Source organism: Lentimicrobium sp. S6, from assembly GCF_013166635.1.
GTDB lineage: Bacteria > Bacteroidota > Bacteroidia > Bacteroidales > UBA12170 > UBA12170.
Map to the genome: position 1 here is coordinate 37,786 of NZ_JABKBZ010000031.1, position 20,967 is coordinate 58,752.

The 20,967-nt window shown below is 34.7% G+C and carries 15 protein-coding genes and 1 tRNA gene; 4 read left to right on the top strand and 12 right to left on the bottom strand.

The features are described from left to right. Positions 1–48: 48 nt before the first annotated feature. Positions 49–1,467 (top strand): TonB-dependent receptor, encoded by a 1,419-nt coding sequence (locus tag HNS40_RS11670; RefSeq protein WP_172280998.1) that lies wholly within the window; start codon positions 49–51, stop codon positions 1,465–1,467. A gap of 172 nt (positions 1,468–1,639) precedes the next feature. Then, complete coding sequence (locus HNS40_RS11675; RefSeq protein ID WP_172281000.1) at positions 1,640–2,740, top strand: T9SS type A sorting domain-containing protein; 1,101 nt, start codon at positions 1,640–1,642, stop codon at positions 2,738–2,740. A gap of 264 nt (positions 2,741–3,004) precedes the next feature. Here HNS40_RS11675 and HNS40_RS11680 read toward each other — a convergent pair. Beyond that, positions 3,005–3,077 (bottom strand) — tRNA-Lys (locus tag HNS40_RS11680). A 165-nt stretch (positions 3,078–3,242) separates the two neighbouring features. Between HNS40_RS11680 and rpsT the strand changes: the two genes are divergently transcribed. Both rpsT and radC read left to right on the top strand, forming a co-directional pair. Next, positions 3,243–3,497, top strand: a complete 255-nt coding sequence (rpsT, locus tag HNS40_RS11685) for a 30S ribosomal protein S20 (RefSeq protein ID WP_172281002.1) — start codon at positions 3,243–3,245, stop codon at positions 3,495–3,497. 117 nt (positions 3,498–3,614) lie between these two features. Next, entirely contained in the window at positions 3,615–4,310 is a 696-nt protein-coding gene (radC, locus tag HNS40_RS11690) for a DNA repair protein RadC (protein ID WP_172281003.1), read from the top strand. A gap of 1 nt (position 4,311) precedes the next feature. On the opposite strand, the gene uvrA is transcribed toward radC, so the two are convergent. The 11 genes from uvrA to HNS40_RS11745 form a co-directional block, all read right to left on the bottom strand. Beyond that, positions 4,312–7,170, bottom strand: coding sequence for an excinuclease ABC subunit UvrA (gene uvrA / locus HNS40_RS11695; RefSeq protein WP_172281004.1), 2,859 nt, complete (start codon positions 7,168–7,170; stop codon positions 4,312–4,314). 126 nt (positions 7,171–7,296) lie between these two features. Further along, a complete protein-coding gene (locus tag HNS40_RS11700) occupies positions 7,297–8,202 on the bottom strand; it encodes a lytic transglycosylase domain-containing protein (RefSeq protein WP_172281005.1) in 906 nt (301 codons plus the stop codon). Positions 8,203–8,325: 123 nt separating this feature from the next. Then, a complete protein-coding gene (gene rfbC, locus HNS40_RS11705; protein WP_172281006.1) occupies positions 8,326–8,871 on the bottom strand; it encodes a dTDP-4-dehydrorhamnose 3,5-epimerase in 546 nt (181 codons plus the stop codon). 89 nt (positions 8,872–8,960) lie between these two features. After that, positions 8,961–12,815 carry a S8 family serine peptidase gene (locus HNS40_RS11710; RefSeq protein WP_172281007.1) on the bottom strand — a complete coding sequence of 1,285 codons (3,855 nt, stop codon included), beginning with the start codon at positions 12,813–12,815 and terminating at the stop codon, positions 8,961–8,963. A gap of 401 nt (positions 12,816–13,216) precedes the next feature. Next, on the bottom strand, positions 13,217–13,438 hold the full coding sequence (locus tag HNS40_RS11715; protein ID WP_172281008.1) for a hypothetical protein: 222 nt from the start codon (positions 13,436–13,438) through the stop codon (positions 13,217–13,219). 13 nt (positions 13,439–13,451) lie between these two features. Next, complete coding sequence (locus HNS40_RS11720) at positions 13,452–15,017, bottom strand: T9SS type A sorting domain-containing protein (protein WP_172281009.1); 1,566 nt, start codon at positions 15,015–15,017, stop codon at positions 13,452–13,454. Further along, a complete protein-coding gene (locus tag HNS40_RS11725; RefSeq protein ID WP_172281010.1) occupies positions 15,014–15,244 on the bottom strand; it encodes a hypothetical protein in 231 nt (76 codons plus the stop codon). Before HNS40_RS11725 ends, HNS40_RS11720 begins: the two co-directional genes overlap by 4 nt. Positions 15,245–15,265: 21 nt before the next feature. Continuing rightward, positions 15,266–17,065, bottom strand: a complete 1,800-nt coding sequence (locus tag HNS40_RS11730) for a T9SS type A sorting domain-containing protein (RefSeq protein ID WP_172281011.1) — start codon at positions 17,063–17,065, stop codon at positions 15,266–15,268. 242 nt (positions 17,066–17,307) lie between these two features. Then, a complete protein-coding gene (locus HNS40_RS11735; RefSeq protein WP_172281012.1) occupies positions 17,308–18,417 on the bottom strand; it encodes an RsiV family protein in 1,110 nt (369 codons plus the stop codon). Positions 18,418–18,427: 10 nt separating this feature from the next. Beyond that, positions 18,428–19,099, bottom strand: coding sequence for a YggS family pyridoxal phosphate-dependent enzyme (locus HNS40_RS11740; RefSeq protein WP_172281013.1), 672 nt, complete (start codon positions 19,097–19,099; stop codon positions 18,428–18,430). Between the two features lie 470 nt (positions 19,100–19,569). Then, on the bottom strand, positions 19,570–20,733 hold the full coding sequence (locus tag HNS40_RS11745) for a T9SS type A sorting domain-containing protein (RefSeq protein WP_172281014.1): 1,164 nt from the start codon (positions 20,731–20,733) through the stop codon (positions 19,570–19,572). Positions 20,734–20,967 lie beyond the last annotated feature (234 nt).

Genomic DNA, 20,967 nt, shown 5'->3' on the forward strand with positions numbered 1-20,967 from the left:
CTATCAAGATAAACTGTAATTTTGGAGTTCTAATACCAGAATTAAATAATGGAAAATAACACCAATTTAAGTCACCATAGGAAAGCCCTAAAAATTAATCTTGATCCCACTATTTACGGGAGTTTTGCAGAAATTGGAGCTGGACAGGAAGTAGCCAGAACATTCTTTCAAGCCGGAGCTGCTTCGGGAACGATAGCTAAAACTATTTCGGCTTACGATATGTCGTTTAGCGATAATATATATGGCCCTTCTGCCAATGGTAGATATGTATCTCAGGAACGATTGCTCAAAATGCTCAAAACAGAAGCTAATGAACTAACTGGTGTTTTGAAAGAAAAGATTAAACCTGAAACCAGATTTTTTGTTTTTGCCAACACCGTAACCACCATCAACTTTACTAAAGATAGAGAAGGCCATGGTTGGTTAGGGGTTAGATATCAATTAACTCCAAAAGGACAAGCCAACGAAGTAATACTCCATGTGAGGATGCTAGAAAACGACAGTCTTCAACAGCAACAAACACTAGGTATTTTAGGAACCAACCTTATCTACGCTTGCTTTCATCACCATCAACATCCCAACGCATTCCTCCAATCCTTACTCGACTCTCTGGAGAAAGATCAAATAGAAATCACCATGATTCGCATGTGTGGTCCCGATTTGGATTACGTGGACAATAGATTACTAGGGGTACAACTGGTAAAAAATGGAATGGCTAGAGCTATCATGTTCGATTCCAATGGCGATTTACAGCAACCCAGCGAAATGGTCTATAAGAAAAACCTCATGGTATTTAGAGGAGGCTTTAGACCCATCACCTACGCAGGACTCGACATGATCAGAAGTAGTTATAGTATGTTTAAAAACGATCCCGACCACGATAAAAAACATACAATTACCATGTGCGAAATTACCATGAACAACTTATTGGACAATGGCGATTTCTCGGAGCAGGATTTTTTAGACAGAGTTGATATACTGAATGGTATAGGTCAAAATGTGATGGTTTCCGATTATAGGTATTATTATAAGCTGGTTTCTTATTTCAGTCAGTTTAAAATAAAAAACCTGAGGATAGTTATTGGCTTCCACACTTTTCAGAAGATATTTAATAAGGAATACTATAGCGAGCTTAAAGGTGGTATTTTAGAGGCATTTGGAAAGCTATTTACCGATAATATGAAGCTCTATGTATATCCGTCCTACAATGGCAAAACCAAGCAGTTAAAAACCAGTAAGGATCTAGAACTTCCAATGGATTTACAATTCATCTACGAATATTTGATAACCAATAGAAAAATATTGGATATTGAACAGGTAAACAAAAAGTTCATGACTGTTTTTCCAAAAGACGTCCTGAAGAACATCAAAAATAACAATCCCAAATGGGAGACTATGGTATCGAATTATGTGAAAGACCAAATAAAAAGTAAAAAATTATTTGGTTATCAGGAATCAGAAGAATAATTCAATTTGATAGTGTATTAATGAGATTTTGGTATATTGTATGATTAAATATTTCATTATCTTTCACTCAACTACCCTCCTCTTTTACAGACTCTTAATGCAACTGTTTTAATATTTTTGATGTCTATCTATCATAGCAAATAATATACTTTTACCTCCAATAAAAATTATTATGAAAACATCAGATATTTCCCGTAAAATCTTTTTAGTATTAATTTCAATTAGCATTACTACTATATTGTTTTCCCAAGTTGAATTCAATTCTATTGGTTTAATTACAGAAGACTGTAAGGCTCCAAAGAATTTAGCTGCAAATTGTCACCCTGGTGGACCTGAAATTATTATTAATTGTGAAAACCCATATTCCATTAATCAGTGGCTACAACATGATAATGGAGTAAATACAATTGGGCTAGGTAGTAATTTAGAACTGTGGTTTGCAGCAAAATGGGACATTGAACAATTGCCCGTCATTGAAACAACTAAAATATATGCAGTCAAATTTTTTCCTAAAAACTCCATTTCATCGTTATATCTTCTTATTTGGCAGGGACCAAATGCAGGGAGCTTAATTTATGAACAAGAAATATCAGAGATAGAATATGATGAATGGAATACCTTTACACTATCTACCCCAATTCAAATTGATATAAATGAAGAACTACAAGTAGGATTTAGAATGATTTGTACAGAAAATGGAGCTGGAGCTGGAGAATATACTGACAATCCAAATTCAGATCTATTTTCAGCAGATGGTATTACTTGGCAGAGATTAGCAGACTTAGATATGCATTATAGCTGGAATCTTGGAGTTTATATATTTAATGATGAAATGCCAATGGATTTTCAAGGATATCAATTATACCGAGATAATACAATAATCAATACTGAGTTAATCCAAGACACAACATATATAGATTTAATCCCAGAAGGTACTTCAGCTTGTTATAAAGCCAAAGCAGTATATGATGATTGTGGTGAATCGGAATTCTCCAATATAGATTGTGAATCAATAATGGGCTTAGACAAAGTCATCGACAATAGAATGGAACTATTTCCAAATCCAGTTAATAATAGAGTATTTGTAGAGACACATTCACCATTTTCATTCATCACAATTTATAATCAGCAAGGCCAAGTCTGTTTTAAAAAGGAAACACCATTAACAAATAAAACACAACTTGACCTAAGTAAACTAAACAATGGATTTTATTTTATAGAATTGAATAATCAGGGTAAAATGCAAAAATCAAAACTATTCATACAGAAATAGTCTAGAGGTTAATAAAATAGACATTCTTGTACCATTTCAATCTCCACAATAATTTGCTTATATAACAAATTAAAATCCATATTCTGTAATCACACTAAGATAATCTTAGGTTCCCAAGAGGGATCCACTTTGAAATTACTAAATGTGCTCACTATGCTCATTTGATTTTTTTATTTGGGATAGTATTTTAAACGAATTTTCATTATGACCCCAAATAAAAAAACCCGATTAACTAAACGCTAATCGGATTTTTAAAAATATCTGTGATCCCGCTGGGATTCGAACCCAGGACCCACGGCTTAAAAGGCCGTTGCTCTACCAACTGAGCTACGGAATCATTCCCGTAAAATTGGAGTGCAAAGATAATTGTATTTTTGAAACACGCAAAAATTAAATAATAATTTTTTTTCAAAAGAGTAGGTTTGCTATTTAAATATTTTAATCTATCTTTGCAGCCCGAAATAAAGGCAAGAAAAGAAAAGAAAATTTAAAATAATTTAGAATGGCTAATCATAAATCAGCTTTAAAAAGAATCAGACAATCAGAAGTTCGCAAACTTCATAATCGTTATTACGCTAAAACCATGCGTAATGCTATCAAGAAACTTCAAGGTTTAGACAGCAAAACTGAAGCTACAGCATTATTGTCAAATGTTTTATCTATGATTGATAAGAATGCAAAAAGATCTATCATTCATAAAAATAAAGCTGGAAACTTAAAATCTAAACTTACTAAGCACGTTAATAAACTAGCTTAGTTTATAGGTTTTCTATAAAAAATTAGAAGACTACTTCAAATGAAGTAGTCTTTTTTTTATTTTTGTGAGACACAAGCCGCTCACTATCTCATTAAGAGATCTAATTTTTTATAGCGCATGAATTATTCCACACCCTCCTCCATTAAATCCTGGGCAGAAGAAGATCGACCTAGAGAAAAACTAATACTAAAAGGAAAAGCAAGTCTAAGTAATGCTGAACTTATAGCCATACTCATTGGATCCGGCTCACAAAAGGAAACAGCAGTAGAGCTTTCCAAGAAAATCTTATCCCATTACGACAACAACCTACAAGAGTTATCTAAAGCCTCCGTACAAGCACTATGTGAATTCTCAGGTATTGGAGAAGCGAAAGCCATTAGTATTATTTCCGCAATGGAATTAGGACGTAGATACCGTTCCACCGAAGCCAAAATAAGAAAAAAAATATCTAGTAGCCGCGATGCTTACGATGCCATCTATTCCTATCTAGCTGATTGTGATTATGAGGAGTTCTACGTGATTTTACTCAACAGAGCGAATGATATTATATCTATACAAAAAATTAGTGAAGGAGGCACGAGTGGGACTGTTGTAGATCCAAAAAAAGTATTTAAACTAGCGATTAACTACCAAGCCAGTGGAATGATATTATGTCATAATCATCCTTCAGGCAATATGAAAGCAAGCCAACAGGATAAAATAATCACCAAAAGATTAAAAGATTCTGGCGATCTCATTGAAATCAGCATCCTCGATCATATCATCGTTGGAAATGGGAATTATTTTAGCTTTTCTGATGAAGGTCTGATATAATCTAATCTTTTAGAATATTTTTAAGGAATTGAGCGGTATAACTTTCTGTGTTTTTGATGATTTCTTCTGGCCTTCCCTCAACTAGGATTCTTCCTCCTCCTCTACCACCTTCAGGACCTAAGTCAATAATATGGTCAGCTACTTTAATCACTTCCATATTGTGCTCAATAATCAATACGGTATTACCTTTATTCACCAACTTATTAATGACCTCTAACAAGACCCTAACATCCTCAAAATGTAATCCTGTGGTAGGTTCATCAAGAATATAAAGGGTCTTTCCTGTAGATTTCTTAGCCAACTCCCCAGCCAACTTCACTCGTTGAGCTTCTCCTCCACTCAAGGTAGTAGATTGCTGTCCCAAAGTCACATATCCCATACCTACATCATTCAAAGTTTTTAGCTTCCTCTGAATATTAGGAATACTTTCGAAGAATTCTGCACCTTGCTCTATGGTCATATTCAAAATATCATTAATAGACTTCCCTTTAAACCTTATTTCTAGGGTTTCTCTATTATATCGCTTACCCTGACATTCCTCACATTCCACCATCACATCAGGTAGGAAGTTCATCTCAACCAATTTTACTCCTGCACCTTTACAGGTTTCGCAACGACCTCCTTTTACATTAAAAGAAAATCTGCCCGGTTTATAGCCTCTAATTTTAGCTTCAGGAACCATTACAAAGAGTTTTCTGATCTCATCAAAAACCTTGGTATAGGTAGCAGGATTAGAACGAGGCGTCCTTCCAATGGGAGATTGGTCTATATCAATGACTTTATCAATATTTGAGATACCTTTTATGGAATCATATTCCAAAGGTTTTCTTAAGCTATTATATAAGTTTTGACTTAGTAAAGGATATAGTGTTTCATTAATCAAAGTTGATTTTCCACTCCCCGACACACCAGTCACACAAACCAACTGCCCTAAAGGAAGTCTAAGAGTCACATTTTGTAGATTATTCCCTTTTGCACCTTTTAAAACAATTCGATCTCCATTTCCTTTTCTTCGCTCTTTTGGTATCTCAATTTTTTTTGCACCACTCAAGTATTCACAAGTTAAGGTTTTACATTCTCGCATTTCTTTAGGGCTTCCTTGTGCTACAATTTGTCCACCATGAACTCCTGCTCCCGGCCCCATATCAATCACCTCATCAGCGGAGCGTATCATGTCTTCATCATGCTCTACTACCAACACAGAGTTTCCAATATCTCGCAAATCCTGAAGAGATTTAATAAGCTTTTGATTATCACGTTGATGCAAACCAATACTAGGTTCATCTAAAATATATAAAACACCCTGCAGTTGAGAACCTATTTGAGTAGCCAATCGGATCCGTTGAGCTTCACCACCAGACAAACTTCTTGCACTTCTATTTAAACTCAAATACCCCAAACCTACATCTAATAGAAACTTGAGCCTAACTTTTACTTCACGTAATATTTCCTCTGATATTTTTGCTCTTCTATCATCCTCTTTATTATTTACAGTATCTAACCATAAATCTAGTTGATTAATATCCATTTGAGCCAACTCAGCAATGTTTTTTTCATTAACCTTAAACCATAGTGACTGATTCTTTAAACGAGCGCCCTTGCAAGAAGGGCAATCAACCCGATTCATAAATCCTGCTGCCCATCTTTTAATAGATTCTGAGGATGAGTTTTGACTTTGACCATTGATGAAATTCACAATCCCCTCGAAACTAATGCTATAATTTGAGGTTACACCTAGCGTTTCTTTATAAACCTGCACAGTTTCATTAGATCCATACAAAATGGTATCAAGGGCACCTTCCGACATTTCAACAATAGGGGTATTCAAGTCAAAATCAAATTTCTTTCCAATAGCTTCTAGTTGATTAAAAATCCAACTATTTTTATATTCACCAATTGGAGCAATCCCTCCATTTTTAATACTTCTAGACTTCATTGGAAATATTTTATCGATATCAATCTCTGCAATAGTACCAAGTCCGTTGCACTTAGGACAAGCACCATAAGGAGAATTAAAGGAAAAGGTATTTGGTTCTGGTTCATCATAGGCTAAACCAGTTTTGGGACACATCAGCTGCTTACTGAAAAACTTGATTTCTCCACTAGCCACATCCAAAATATAAAGGCTGTTTTTACTCAGTTTAAAAGTGGTTTCCAGTGATTTCTTCAATCGCTGATCATATTTCTCCTCAACTTTAAGCTTATCAACTACAACTTCTATATCGTGAATCTTATACCTGTCTACTTGCATACCCGGATGAACCTCGTCCATTTCGCCATCTACACGAACACCAATATATCCAAGTCTCTGAATCTTCTCAAACAATTCACGATAATGGCCCTTACGACCTTTTACCATTGGGGCCAAAACCGCAATCTTCCTACCTTCAAATTCTTCAAATATCAAATCAATAATTTGTTGGTCAGTATATTTGACCATCATCTCTCCGGACTCATAACTGTAGGCTATACTTGCTCTGGCAAAGAGAAGACGAAGGAAGTCATAAACCTCAGTAATGGTACCAACAGTAGAACGAGGATTTTTATTGGTAGACTTTTGTTCTATGGAAATAACAGGACTTAATCCTTTGATTTCATCCACATCAGGACGTTCCATATTGCCAATAAACTGGCGAGCATAGGTATTAAAAGTTTCTAGATAACGTCGTTGTCCCTCCGCATAAATAGTATCAAAAGCCAATGAAGATTTTCCACTCCCACTCAAACCAGTTAAAACGACTAATTTATCACGAGGTATTTTAATATCTACATTATCCAAATTATGAACACGCGCACCATAAACCTCAATATATTCTTGTTTTTCAGCTTCTTCCGACTGAGCAGATTGATCAATATTCATAAAGTATCTCTAGTTTTTTCAGTATGCAAAAGTGCAGAAAAAAAACGAGATAACCTGACTAAATACCCAGCCGAAAAGGAGTATTTTATTAACGACATTTAAAATTAATCATATCGAAGCACTCCCCTATTTTTTTGGAACTTTTATATGATAAACTCTTCTACTTTCATCCGGAAGAAATGCCTGACGCAACCATGGATTATAGATTTTTAATTCTTTGTAATTCATATCATACTTTTTAGCAAAAGCAGATAAATCATCAATGGTGGCATTTACTTTTACTTCCTTAGTTTCATAAGGAAGGTATAAATCTTCATTTCGCAAATGGAAGCCAAAATTGGTAGGTTCAGACAAAATCTGTTTTAAAGCTAATATTCTGTAAACATACCTACCTGTCTCTGTGCCAAAATTCATATTATAGTACTGAGATTCATTCTGACGAACAGATTCCTTAGAAATTTTATTCATCCCAGCATTATAGGAAGCGGCAGCTAAGGTCCAGTTTCCATATTTCTCGTAGGCTTTCAATAAATACTGACAGGCTACTTCTGTAGATTTTTCCACATGATATCTTTCATCAATTCCAGAATTGATTTCCAAACCATATTCACGACCAGTACCTTTCATGATTTGCCAAAACCCAGTAGCACCTGCAGGAGAGACTACATTTTTCAAACCACTTTCAGCCACAGCCAAATATTTAAAATCATCAGGTATACCATTTTTCTTTAAAATGGGCTCTATGACAGGGAACCATCTATGCGCTCTCTTTATCAATAATAAGGTTGAAGAATGCCAATAAGTATTGACAGTAAGCTCATTCTCTAAAGACTCTTGTACATAAAACCTATCTAAAGGAACACTTTCCCCAGCAAAATTTAATGAGGAGGGTGTTAATATAGAGAATACCTTATTATGATCGATTAAGGCGGATTGATAATCTTCATCAGAAGTGAAGTAAGGGACCGTTGATGAGATAAATAGCACCAAAAGCAAACTAAGTGGCCACAGCAGCCTATATTTCTTTCTCATAATATTTCTTTTTATGATACATTAGGACACAAAAGTACTAAGAATAGAGCTCTGAAAGCAGTGTTTAACAATAGATTCCTAACATATTAATGTTAAAAATATCAAAGAAAAGCGATCTAAGTTTTAATATGGAGATTCGAAGGTATCAAACAAAGGAGCAATCTTATCTTTTCCTGAAAGTATGGGATCTTTTATATTTCCCCAATCGATATTCAAGCTTGGGTCATCCCATCGCAAACTACCTTCTGAAGCACTATTATAAACATTGGTACATTTGTAGAAAAAGACTGTATTATCTTCTAAAGTAACAAAACCATGAGCAAATCCTGGTGGAACCCAATACATAAACTTATTATCTTCAGTCAACTCAATAGACTCCCATTGCCCATAAGTTGGCGAATGCTTTCTTAAATCAACTGCCACATCCAATACGGCGCCCTGCATCACCCTTACCAGTTTACCCTGAGTAAAAGGAGGCTTTTGAAAGTGCAATCCTCTCAAAACACCTTTCATTGATTTAGACTCATTGTCTTGAACGAAATTCTGGTCAATTCCTTCGGAGAGGAACTTCTCTTTATTATAGGATTCAAAAAAATAGCCTCTATCATCTTTAAATACTGAAGGCTTGATAATTACTAAATCTGGTATTTTTGTCTTTATAATTTCCATAGTACGAATTCTTTCTTTATTAAAGATACAAAAAAAAGAAAAACCCCGATAATTATTATCGGGGTTTTTAAAATTATTTTCAGATTTGATTATTCAAGGATAATCCTTTTCACCACTTGACTCTCGCTATTCTTCAAAACTAAAAGATAGGCTTGCGCTGGTTGCCCAGATAAATCAATCATATGCTTTTTCACTTCTTGATTTAATAATAAACTTTCTTGGAAAACTATCTGACCATTCAGACTCAAAACCTCCAATTGAATCTCCTGTGCCTTTAAACTCTCAAATGACAATTCAAATATTCCATTAGATGGATTTGGATAAACTGATAAGCCTTCCACATATAGCTCACCAATTCCACTACAATCTTGGAAAGAAACCAATACCTCATCCTCAGAAGAACAATCGAAAGCGTTAGTCACCATCACACTGATGGTCTTTTCATTTGAAGCATTCATTCCCATAGAATCAACCATAATCGTTTGTGTAGCTTCTCCTGTTGACCAAGAATAAACATTACCATCAGTACCAGCATCAAGCAAAACACTATGATTCATACAAACTAATGAATCAGCTCCTAAATCAACCATTGGCAGCTCATTAACCAAAACTTCCATAGATTTAGATTCATTATTTACACATGCATTGGCATCCTTGACCCATAAGACCGTCATCACAGAATCCTCCATAGCCATAAATGATAATTCAACAGAAGAAGTCTCAAATATAACTTCACCATGTTCTTCAATAAACACAGTCCAAGGCGCCATACCTTCTAAGTCAACAGCTATTATAGCTTCTTGTCCATAGCATACCTCATTTGCATCCTCAGCAAGGAATTGAGGAAGCGCATTCAATGCAATCACTAATGGTTCCGAATATTCACTCTCGGCACAATTATTAGAACTCATGACTTTTAACATGGCCTCTCCAACAAAATCATCTGCCCAGTTTACAATTACACTATCGGCCATGGCTTCTAATGCACCCGCCTCCACTGGTTCTAATGACCAACTTAAAGCATTGTTACCTGAAACTTCAGCATAATACACTTCATCGGAAGGATTTATACACAAAACACTATTTCCTAAAGGAACATTCGGAGTCATTATTTCTGTGCTCATCACTATCAATTCAACTTTTGAAAATACCTCTCCATTTGAACCTATAGCCGTCAACATCAGCTCCACATACTCACTACTCATATCAGCATTGCCAAGAGTATATGTTGCTTGTGCATTATTTACATTGTCAAAACTTCCATCTCCAGAAGTAGACCATAATATGGACTCTTCATTAGAAACGATAGCATTGCTGGTATAGGTTTGATCGTCACAAATTTCTGCTTCATTCTCCATTTCTATACTAGGCAATGCCATGGGTGGAAAAACAATATAATCAACCCAAGCAGCATCGGAACCTCCTGTAGCACTTCCATCTTTGCTATAAGTCCATTCAAAAGTATGTACTCCTTCACTCACATCATATTCACTCATACTCCATTCCACCTCACCACTCCAAGCATCTTGCTCTTGTCCATCTATATAAAACCTAAGGAAATCATAATTCCCTTCACTGGATACTTTTTTGTAGAATGAGATACTAGCATCGGAACCTGCTTCATACTCTAGTACAAAACTAGAAGATGAATTATGTCCAATAGCGGCACTTTGAGCACTAAAGTTACCTTCAAATTGTTCAGCATCTGTAATAAACCATTCAGAATTCTCAAATTGCCAATCGAACATGCTAAAATCACCACTTTCCCAATCTTCAAGTATCAAACCAATGCTGAGACTAAATTCTTGTGAATCCTCAAAAGCTCCAGATGTTAGGTTTGCTATAAATGAATCGAAAGAACCTATTGGAGCTTGTTCGGATACCGAAATAGCAAATGCAGCAACAGCTATATCTTCACTGGCTACACTTTCTACAGAAGTACTAATATTTTCAAATAATAAAAAAGAGCCAGTATAATCAATAGCTATATCTACTAAAGCTGACTCAACTTGTCCAGTATTATGAATATCAATAAATAAATTAGCATACTCCCCTGGATCTAATCTTCCATTTCCATTCCCCTCACTATCATCAATAGTTAAATTACCAATTGCTAGCTTAGGTCCATATGAAGTTACCGTAAACGAACTATTCCATGTTTCAATACCATCTGTTGCAGTAATTAAAAATTTCAAACTTTCCATGCCTGGCAGGTTTTCGGCTACCTCAAAAGAAAATCCTTCATCAATGGTAATCGATTCCATAGTATCAAAATCACCATAATTTTCTGTATCATCACCCATGGTGATAAAAGCAGATTCACAAGAAACCATCACATCAACATTAGTATATCCAACATCACTACCATTAAACAAAGTCAGAGACAATAAAATAGACTCACCTGCTTCAATTTCACCATTATTATTAGGATCAACAATCACATGACTTTCGTAACTTGGACCTTGCTCACTGGTATTTTCTATAGCTTCAAAAGCATCTACTCTACCTGCTCCAAACACATTGTCTTTACCATCATTACCTAAATCAACAGAAGTTGTTTCTAAAATCATACAGATTTCCTCTGGAGATAAACCAGGGTTTTTAGACAATAATAAAGCCATAACACCAGCTACCCCAGGAGTTGCCATAGAAGTTCCACTCATTAAAGTATAACCATTGGTATTAAAAGCATCTGTTGATTTAATATCAACGCCAGGGGCACTCACATCAGGACGAATCAAACCCAATTCAGGATTAAAAGGATAATCTAAGAAAGGATCAATAGTTTCCCAAGTTGAAGGTCCTCTACTAGAGAAATAAGCAATATTATCACCATTATCAGTTGCACCTACACAAACTACGGAAGAAATTCCACCAATAAGTGTTTGATCGGGATTTAACCAAGGAGGAGGGCAATCACCAGGCGTACGCACATCATCAGGATTCGTAGTGCTACCACCTTCATTTCCAGCTGCAATAGATGCCACCACACCAGCTGCCAAAGTATTATCCAAAGTTTGTCTCCAAGTCACTCTATCAGGATTCCAAGAATGCTGCCATCCCAAAGACATAGAAAGAACTTGAGCGCCTTGCTCCACTGAAAACTCGATAGCAGCCCAAACACTTGATTCGTTTCCACTACCATCATCACCCAAGACCTTACAGCCCATAATCAAAGCATCTGGAGCCATACCTGTTTGAGAACCCGCCGTTCCATCACCAGCAACAGTTCCAGCGCAATGGGTACCATGACCATGACCATCCATTGGATCATTATCGTCATTATGGAAATCATATCCATGATTTGGATACTCATCACTGATCCACATGTGATCCATTAAATCTAAGTGATTATAATTAACACCTGCATCAATAACAGAAACAATCACATCCTGTCCAGTATATCCTTCTGCCCAAACATCATCAGCATTCACTTTAGTGACATTATATGTGATTTCATCTACCCCTTTAACAGAGGGATTTATTGGACTTGGATTTGAAGGAATAGCATCTATCAGCATTCTTTCCTCATCAATATCTATTCTTGCTATATCGGTTCGAGTAGACAAAGATTCAATTAAGGTTTCACTAGCCCACACATTTAGGACATTAGCGATCCAAAACTTTCTAATCATTTTAAAATCTGAGGAGGATTTTGAATTTAAATACTTCAATAAGTCAGCTTGAGCATCATGAGCAAAGACTTTTAAGTCCGTAACTACCGCTTGCCTTTTATCCTGCGGAAGCATTCCTTTTAAACTAGCATAGTCCTCTAGCATATTCTTTTGACTCTTTAGTCGAATGTTAATTCTCACTAAATCATCATTATTTTTTTGATTTAAATGTTCTATCAAATGAGGTGTTACCACACCTGGTTTTATTCCCGCCATAGAGGTAGTCCATGTGAAAAGATAGATAAAAACTAGTAGATAAATATTTTTCATAATTTTATATTAAGTAAATAAGTTTTTAGAGGTGTTTTAATAATTATATATATTAAACCTATCAAATAAATTATAATATCTTTTGAATTAGTTCTTTTTGTTTGCCCCTTCCCTAAAGGGAGCAAAAAAACTAATCAAACTTAATTTAATAGTTTCAATTTCATTATACATCGATTATCTAAATGATAATTTTTAAATTATAATAAGCATATGGGTAAACACCACATTTTATTAATAAGACCAATAAAAATGAGATGGTTGCCAAATATAGGGAAAGATAGAACAGAATAAGTCACAGTAAAGGAGCTTAGTAAGATTTTAACAAAACAAAAAAGTGAGATAGCCTTTTAGGACTACCTCACTTTGAGATATTCTAATCAACCAATAAATGGTTGAAATTACTATTCTTCTTCTTTAGTAACCTGATAGGTTTTTTTTGTACCGTATGCTAGGCCTAAACCAATGACTAAAGCTAGTCCTGAACCTATTGGGGCTCCGCCTCCTACTGGATCATGGTCTCCAACTCCTCCATCTGGCTCTCCAGGATCTGTTAATTGTGCATATGTTGGAGCAGTAATAATCATTAGAAGCACAGCTAAAGCATAAATTATTTTCTTTTTCATAATAAAATCCTCCTTATTTAATCATTACTTTTTCAGCAATGGAACCATCTTCAGTTACTACATTGACAATTAATACTTGGTTTCTAAAATCAGAAAGGTCAATTCTTTGATCTCCTGAACAATTATCCAAATTATAAACTTCTTGCCCGATAGTATTAAATACTTGAACATTAAAAGATTTTTCTGATTTCGCCTCAATTATCAAGTTAGAATAACTTGAAAAAATAGCGTAATTAATTATACCTGTCTCTTTAACTCCAGTAATCCCTTCAAAATGAAGTAGAAATCTATCTTCATTTCCATTAGCAGTACTTGAAAAACTGTATGCCATGTCTTCATCTAAAACAACGGTTTGTCCTTCAAATAAATCTTCTAAATAAATATCGACTGGAAATGACAAGTTAAAATCAGAAGCAGAAATACTATACTCTGCATCAACCTGCGATTTCAAATTTAATTTTAACGGATTTAACAAATATAGTGGCAAAGTTTTTCTAACCAAATCTTGACCATCTAAACTCATAAGATATAAATCTGGACTTTCCTCACTACCATAAAGCTTCTCTAAATCTAAAACATATGAATAATACTCAGAGGCGCCGTCATCGAAAGCTATTTTTACAGCATCAGCATATTCATTATTCTGATTTTGAACATTGATCATAAAATAATCCGAAGTATTCTCTTCGTTTTTTTCAAGATTACCAGTATTTGATACTGTCATATTACTTGCAGTAAATGATATTGATGGACTAGTGCCGTTTGCTTTGGCCATAAAACCTCCTAAAGCTGGTAAAACATAAGAGCCCGATGATTTTATATTATAACTTTTAGTTACAGAATTCCATATATTAATATCAGAGTCAACATTATTTCGTCCAATACTACCGTTCCATTCCAAACCACAAACAAACGGATTAGCAACTAAATTATACCCGCCTCCTGTATTTACAAGATTAACAGAAACATTACTCGCTGTTACATTTCCTTCAATTGAATATGTAGAAGAAGAAGGACTATAAATACTATAACCTAAACCTCTATCCATAGTATCATCAAATCCACCTTCATCGTTCCAAGTCCAGGTGCCATCAGAATGATATTGTTGCATGTAGCACCCATCAAACACATCGGTTGTAGACGCACCATCCATAGGACTTCCAATTAGATGCCACAAAGAACCAGTTACATAAACTTCTCGAGTTGCATTCATTGAAGATTTTAGTAAAAACTGTGCAGAACCACTTGCGTCTGATTTTAGAATAACGCCATCATTTCCAGAACTATTTGTAAACCCTCCAAGCGGACTAAAATCCGCACCAGGTTCAATAATAAGAGTTCCGTTAACAACAATTGAATTCAAAAACCAAGTGTTAACAGAATGTCTAATGATCACAGTTTCATCACTAGCTATAGTTAAAGATGGAGAGTTTCCATTTGGAAAACTCGCAGCAGTAGGACCAGACTCCCATATTGGATTAGCATAAAGACCAGAAGCTATAGTTCTAAAATACTTGTCCTGAGCTGATACGTGCCCCATAACAAATACTAATAATAGAATGGGTAATAATTTTCTCATTTTATAGATTTTAGGTTAATATTAAACTTTTTAAGCAGGTAAAGGCTATAAATCACCGACAAACCTACCAAATAAATAATTCCTGACCCAATTGGCGCACTACCTCCAATGGAAATAGCTCCCGGGTCTCCTGTCGGATCACCTCCAACAGGGGGTGGATCTCCTGCCAAACTAATCATGGGAATACATAGCAGGATAATAAATAATATAAAAATCAACTTTTTCACAAGCGTTAGTTTTCAGTGTTATTATTTTGATTGTATATATACTTTCTCTACAGTTGTTACATCTGCATTTACCACTTCAACAATATAATAGCCTGTCTTTTCATTTAAGCTAATTGAAATGATCTCATTAGATGAAGCAGTGGAGTAAACAAGTTTACCCACTAAATCATAAACATTAATTGTTTTTGCAGAGGCATTCTGATCAGATATTTTAATTATATCCTGATAGCCATACACATTTATTCCAGATTCTAAAATTTCATTAAAACCAACAGTTGAGTTTAAATGCAAAACAAACCGATCATTATATGATCCTCCACTAGAAAAATTAACAGTATACCCTTCTTCTAGTAGGTTGATTATTTCACCAGATTCTAAATCTTCCAATTCAACAATAAAGCTACCATCACTATTTTGAATATCTTCAAGCGCTATAGTAAAACTACCTCCACCTTCAGGAATATTACAGCCCAATGATACATTATAGGGGTAATCATTATAAATATTAATACAACTTGCCTTATCATCAGCAAAACTATAAAAGTCCATAAAATCAGGATCATTATTAAATAGAATTCCAGCATCATAAATATCATCAGCACCATTTGTAGCATCTGCCTGTTGATATAATACAGTTGTAAAAAACTGCCCTTCTAATGTTGCAGATACCTTGATAAAATTATTCACATATTCTGGTAGTGTTTTATCAGATTTGTAATAATTAACATCTGAATGAGCTTTATTACTATTTGCCAATGAAACATTACCAGTCCCTAGGGATTTCACGAAAAAACCCTGCATCGCAGGTATAATTCCTGAAGTAGCATTACCAACGGCACCTCCACCTGCACCTGCAACACCATTATGTGCAAGATAAGTTGTTCCGCTATAAACATAAAAGGCACTTCCATCACATTTAGTTCGAGTACCAACAGTCCCCCAATCAATACCACATGGATAAGGATTTCCTACCAAACAAAAATCAGCAGTAGTAGCCCCTCCAGTGCTAATTGTTAAAGTCTTATTTCCTGTATTAAACGAACCTGACTCACTATAAGTAAAAGGAGCAGTTGCCCAATATTCATAACCTTCACCAACTCCTAAAGGAGTATCTGTAGCATATATATAATCATCCCAACCATCACCAGGTGACAGATAGGGTCTTAAATAGGAATCATTAACTCCATCCCAAAAGTCTCCACTTACGACATCTCCAAAAATTGGCGAAATCAAATGCCACTGATCATCTGAAACATATTGATTGAAAGTACCAACTATACTCCCACTGGTAATATATGAACCAGTAATATTGCCAGAACTAGACTTTAAAACAATACCATCTGCACCAGCAGAGTTTACAATTTTACCACCTCCACTATTATCGGTTAGTTTACCTCCTGTTTCTATAACTATACTTGAAGATGCAGTTCCAATGTTTACATTTGAATTGTTCCCTTCTAATTCAAGTTCACCATTCACAACAAAATCTCCATTACCAAAACCACTAAATCCAACATATACTGTAAATGCACTACTACCATCTTCAACAATAACTTTTCCAGATGAAGCAATAGTAATTTCTCGGAGTAAAAATATATCGTTATTTCCATTATCATCAAGATATACAGTTGATGTAATCGTTGCGGCAGATACGCCAGGAACTTCTGTTGTAGCAACAAAACCAACACCATTATGTTTTTCCCAACTTTGAGAATTCCATAAATTAGCGGCGGTTGAAGCCCATCGATAATCTCCAGATGACTGAGAAAATCCAAATGAAAATATAAAAAGGAAAATAATTAATGCGTAAAATTTCCTCATAATAATTTAATTTTATATTCATAAATATGAATGACCACAAAGCACTATGCTTAAGCCACTTAAAACATTAACGAAATCGATTTTTTGATAAACAACACCATAAAACAACACTATTTACAGTATATTACCTGCAAATGTAGCAAAAACTTCCTAATTTATGCAATTTTTAGGGAACAAAATCATTAACAATTGGCTCATTTCATTGTTAATTAAGAAATAATTAGGATTCAGGATACCTGAATTTATCTGAAAAAAGATTGAACTTCTGGTTTTAGAAAGGCTTGAATCTCGGAAAATGGAATAAAAACATCAGAAGAACCTGTGCTTTGTGGTGCTATTTCGAAGACATTATAATAAAAGCCTATTCCTCCAGGGTGGAGATAGAAATTTTTGGTAACAGGAATGGAGTCTTGGAAAAACCCAACTGAACTTAAAGGGGCCTCGTCGTCTATCCGATAATTCTGACGCAACTTTTTCTCTAGTAAAGACTCCAATTGAGAAATGCTTTCTTCTTTGAAAACATCCTCTATTTTTAATACCTTATTTTCTTTCAAACTGAAAACCAAATATTTCCTCACCAAGGTACCATCTCTATCACCAGTTTTGGCATAGGTTTCAAATTGCAAACACAATAAGCCCGATTCATTATTAATCACATCCATCCTAATATTCTTACTCCAATTGAAAGTCTCTGGGAAACTATCTAATTTGATATTAGCCAAAGAAGATTGAAACTGCTGATAATAACGATCCTCTAGTTGAGACAGTATATCTTTTTGGTTTTGAGACTTGCCTCTATATCCAATATAATAGTAAATTCTATCTAAAAGCTGATGATAAACCGCCTCATCTAATTGTGCATTAGGAAATAATAGACTGATATTGAATTCCGCATTTGGATTCCCAATTTGATCATCAAAAAGCTTTGAAGATTGATAGACGGATAGGTTCAAAGGTATGCTTCCTTGTGCGTAGGTCGCTTTTAAAGTAAATTGAACGGGCTCCCCTAGGTTTTTATTGATCCACTCACCTGTGATTAACTTGGAATTATCTAAATGCCCCTGAAAAAAGCTGGAATAGTCTCCAAATTCATTGAGGACGAAGTTGTTTTGCTCGTCTACTCGTCCATCTAAAGCGATGGGCTTAGAAGTGATCCAGACTCCATCCTCTTTAAATTCATAATAATAAAATCCGGTAAAATCATTATGAGATTTGATGAGATCTGCCGTTAGTTTCAGCTCCTCAGAAATCAATCCAGTATAATGCTCATAAAAGGAATCGGAGGATTGCGACCAAGAAAGATTGGCGCATATAAAAAAACTAAAAACCAATACTTTTAAGGGAGATTTCATATTTTTCAATTTAATAATTTCTAGCTCCAAAAATAGAACTACCGACCCTTACCATGGTACTCCCCTCTTCTATGGCTAATTGATAATCGCCAGACATTCCCATAGAAATCTCCCTAAAACTATCCTGCTCTTTAAAAAAGCTCGCTTTTAATTCTTTGAAATTGGAAGCCAAATGGCCAAATTCTTTTCTAATGACCAATTCATCATCGATATAAGTCGCCATACCCATCACACCAATAATCTCAATATTCTTTAGATCTTTAAATCTAACATCCTCGAGTATCGCTATTGCTTCAGTCATATCCAAACCAAACTTAGTTTCTTCTGAAGCAATATGAAACTGCAAAAGGCAGGAAATAATTCTATCGTTTTTCTTGGCTTGCTTATTTATTTCTGCTAACAATTTAAAGCTATCCACGGCGTGCAGCAAAGTGACAAAAGGAGCTATATACTTGACCTTATTGGTTTGCAAATGCCCAATAAAATGCCATTGAATATCGCTTGGCAAAACCTCTGCTTTGGCAGCCAAATCCTGAGCCTTATTTTCACCAAATATCCTTTGCCCCTGATTATAGGCCTCCAGAATATCTTCATTAGGTTTTGTCTTTGAAACCGCCACTATCTTAACGTGATTAGGGATAAGATCTATAAAATGTCTCATATTTTTAGCTATTGTTCCCATATCGAATTATTATTTTTGCAAATTTCGCTTTTTTTGGTGAGTTATGCCAATAATAATGAAATGATCGCAGGGCAAAGGCCTACTTTTATATTGTCTACAGATTAAACCATGAAAATGACTATTAATGAACTCGTTTCGGTTTATGAAATCAAGGGCATAAAATGCTGTTTTAATGAAAACTAACTAAAAACCTGTTCGATTATTAAATAATTGCCACCAAGAAGCTCTAATTAAATGATTTCAATTGTACTGCCACAACAAAAGACCTACCAAAGTCTTACCAAAGCCTTATAAAAGATAACTACAGAAAACTTTGATTAGACTTTATACTATCTCGATCAATACAAATCAAGATAGAAGATAGCTTTATAAAGGAAAATAGGAATAATACCAATACTTAGTAAGAACCATAAATGCGAAAGCTCCTTAATCAAAAGAGTAAGAAGCTTTTATATATTTTTTCAGAATAGTTATTCCTTTATCAACTTTTCGGTTCCAATTGGCTTACCATCAATTTCTATTGATATGTAATAAATACCCTCCTCCCAATCACTTATTGAAAATGTAGATAACAGCTGTTGATGATTCATTTCTTTAATGGCTACCAAAGAACCGAGGCTATTATAAACTTTTAATACAGAAGATACTCCTGAAGATAAATTATGCTTGATACTAAAAACATCTTTAGTTGGATTTGGATAAACTGATGATATGTCATATTCCTTAAGCTCTGAAAAGCCAACTGCACTAGGGTTAAAAACCAGGGTAATAACGCTTTGATCAGCTTCCTCTTCTTTATTAAAAAAGATATAACTCACCTTTGTTAATTCAGTATTTCCATCTATTCCATTGGCCTTAAAAAATGCGGTAAAGCAATTTTCACCAAATAATGTATCCATAGATTGAATATAGTATCCTTCCTCTGAACTAAAATCGAAGGAACTTTCATATTCTTCTCCACCAAAAGAAAAATATACCTCGTGACCATCTTCCATATTTATAACCTCTTTTTCTACTCTCATAGCAATGGAATCCATATTATGATTGAATAGTTTAACAGGATAGGAAACAAGAACATCGGGTTCTCCTGTGACTAATGTTTCTTTATTTAAAAACATCTGATCGTTTTGATCGAGAGGAGTAACTGAGTTATTTAGAAAGTGATAGGTCACATAAACAGAATCTACAATTTGCCCTTCAGCGCCTATGGTTAAAAAACTATATACAAAAGTAGAAGTACCAATTTGTCCTTGATGAAAATAGTTGCCTAAAAAATAGGCATCAGATGGAAGCATCTCACCCGGTGCTAATTCCCATACATTTGGTGTAATATACTCTGCAGCAGGAACATCCTGTGCTAGTGCACGAAACACATTGAAGGTACCATTAACCACTTGTATTTCATTCTTTCTTACCTTAATATTCAATACTTCATCACTAGTGTTTTTTAATAATAATGTGTCTGTAAGTATAGGTCTTGCTGAGGCAAAATGAGCAAAGGACAAGAGTTCAACTCCATTTTGAAGTAAGTCCCCATCCACCATGTAAATTTCAAGTTTATCATTTTGAGCTTGAATATTAACATGAATAGACCATAAAAATAGAAATGAAAATAGATAAATAAGCTTATTCATAATTTTTTGTGTGTTAATAATTAATTTACTGTTTATTTTTTGGAAACCCAAAATTATAAAAATTCCGGCTAATTCAGAATTAAAAAATTAATTCTACCCATCAAAACGGCTCATGTTAATTTTTATGGGGAGAATCAGAATAAAGAGTTCGGATTAAAGAGTAGCAAATATGAATTGATGTTTTGCTTCACAAGGCATAATATTTAGTGTAGATTGAAATTATAGCCTTTTTTA